The 2,733-nt window shown below is 46.5% G+C and carries 2 rRNA genes (1 of these 2 running past the window's edge); both read right to left on the reverse strand.

Annotated elements, in window-relative coordinates:
• Positions 1-432: ribosomal RNA gene (locus RK02_RS10270) — 23S ribosomal RNA — on the reverse strand (it extends 2,480 nt beyond the left edge of the window).
• A gap of 189 nt (positions 433-621) precedes the next feature.
• Positions 622-2,180, reverse strand: a 16S ribosomal RNA gene (locus RK02_RS10275).
• The 16S and 23S rRNA genes sit together here, the layout of an rRNA operon.
• Positions 2,181-2,733: the final 553 nt, after the last annotated feature.

The raw sequence follows: 2,733 nt of genomic DNA on the forward strand, positions 1-2,733 counted from the left end.
GAATTCCTCGTGTTCCGCCGTACTCAGGATCCTCCTAGGGGCTTACAACATTTCACCTACGGGGCTTTCACCCTCTTTAGCTGACCTTTCCAAGTCATTCGGCTATCTTGCTTGCTCCCACATCGGAGTCCTACAACCCCAAGATGCAAGCATCTTGGTTTGGGCTGGTCCCGTTTCGCTCGCCGCTACTCAGGGAATCGATTTTTCTTTCTCTTCCTGCAGGTACTTAGATGTTTCAGTTCTCTGCGTCTACCTCCTTTAAGCTATGGATTCACTTAAAGGTAATATCCTATTAAAGATATTGGGTTCCCCCATTCGGAAATCTCCGGATCAAAGCTTACTTACAGCTCCCCGAAGCATATCGGTGTTAGTCCCGTCCTTCATCGGCTCCTAGTGCCAAGGCATCCACCGTGCGCCCTTATTCACTTAACCTTCGATCTGTGCGATCAGATCTTTCAAATAAAGCAATTGAACTTCTTAAACTCATTCAACGCGGTGTTTTCTCGGTTTATTAATTGATGTTTCTCTTCAATATCCAGTTTTCAATGAACAATTCTTTTGAGAGTAAACCTCTCAAAACTGAACAAAAGCAAATCCTGTGTATTCCGTAATATTCCTTAGAAAGGAGGTGATCCAGCCGCACCTTCCGATACGGCTACCTTGTTACGACTTCACCCCAATCATCTATCCCACCTTAGACGGCTGGCTCCTTGCGGTTACCCCACCGGCTTCGGGTGTTACAAACTCTCGTGGTGTGACGGGCGGTGTGTACAAGACCCGGGAACGTATTCACCGCGGCGTGCTGATCCGCGATTACTAGCGATTCCGGCTTCATGTAGGCGAGTTGCAGCCTACAATCCGAACTGAGAAGAGCTTTAAGAGATTAGCTTAGCCTCACGACTTCGCAACTCGTTGTACTCTCCATTGTAGCACGTGTGTAGCCCAGGTCATAAGGGGCATGATGATTTGACGTCATCCCAACCTTCCTCCGCATTGTCTGCGGCAGTCTCGCTAGAGTGCCCAACTGAATGATGGCAACTAACAATAAGGGTTGCGCTCGTTGCGGGACTTAACCCAACATCTCACGACACGAGCTGACGACAACCATGCACCACCTGTCACTTTGTCCCCGAAGGGAAAGTCCTATCTCTAGGATGGTCAAAGGATGTCAAGACCTGGTAAGGTTCTTCGCGTTGCTTCGAATTAAACCACATGCTCCACCGCTTGTGCGGGTCCCCGTCAATTCCTTTGAGTTTCAACCTTGCGGTCGTACTCCCCAGGCGGAGTGCTTAATGCGTTTGCTGCAGCACTGAAGGGCGGAAACCCTCCAACACTTAGCACTCATCGTTTACGGCGTGGACTACCAGGGTATCTAATCCTGTTTGCTCCCCACGCTTTCGAGCCTCAGCGTCAGTTACAGACCAGAAAGCCGCCTTCGCCACTGGTGTTCCTCCATATATCTACGCATTTCACCGCTACACATGGAATTCCGCTTTCCTCTTCTGCACTCAAGTCTCCCAGTTTCCAATGACCCTCCACGGTTAAGCCGTGGGCTTTCACATCAGACTTAAAAGACCGCCTGCGCTCGCTTTACGCCCAATAAATCCGGACAACGCTTGCCACCTACGTATTACCGCGGCTGCTGGCACGTAGTTAGCCGTGGCTTTCTGGTTAGATACCGTCATAGGATGAACTTTCCACTCTCATCCCTGTTCTTCTCTAACAACAGAGTTTTACGATCCGAAAACCTTCTTCACTCACGCGGCGTTGCTCGGTCAGACTTGCGTCCATTGCCGAAGATTCCCTACTGCTGCCTCCCGTAGGAGTCTGGGCCGTGTCTCAGTCCCAGTGTGGCCGATCACCCTCTCAGGTCGGCTATGCATCGTGGCCTTGGTGAGCCGTTACCTCACCAACTAGCTAATGCACCGCGGGTCCATCCATCAGTGACGCAGTTGCGCCTTTCAATCACTTCTCATGCGAAAAGTAATATTATGCGGTATTAGCACCTGTTTCCAAGTGTTATCCCCCGCTGATGGGCAGGTTACCCACGTGTTACTCACCCGTTCGCCACTCACTTTCTTTCGGTGTAGCAAGCTACGGTGAAAGAAAGCGCGTTCGACTTGCATGTATTAGGCACGCCGCCAGCGTTCGTCCTGAGCCAGGATCAAACTCTCATAAAAAAAGTTGATACAATCATGATGATTGTTAAGCTCAAAAAATTGATTTGCTAGCTATTGCTTGCATGTTGTTTTTGCTTCTATATAATAGAAGCGCCTTACACATATTGGTTTGCTTTTTTGTTCAGTTTTCAAAGGTCTACTGTTTTGTTTCAACAACTCTTATATCTTACTCCTTGAACTCTCAAAAGTCAAGAACTTTTTTAAAATATTTTTTTAGTTGTTGTTTGCAATGTTTGTATCGCTCACAGCGACTTTTATATAATAACAAATCCGTCATTTATTGTCAACTACTTTTTCAAAAAATATTTTTTCAAATGAGGTAAGTAGTTCATCAAATCAGCGACTTTCATAGATTATCATGCTTTTTATTTGGCGTCAAGGATTTTTTACAAAAAAAGTTATGAAAACATTTTCTTTAAAATCAATCTATTCTAGCTAATCCAGATAAAAATTTTGTCTTTCCTTAACTCTTCCAAACTACTCCTCAATTGCTCGGAGTTAAGCAAGCTGCTTCACATCCTTGGCGTAATCTGTGTTTAGCGACTAGCTACTC

It is taken from the genome of Enterococcus columbae DSM 7374 = ATCC 51263 (genome assembly GCF_000406925.1).
GTDB classification, from domain to species: Bacteria; Bacillota; Bacilli; order Lactobacillales; family Enterococcaceae; genus Enterococcus_E; species Enterococcus_E columbae.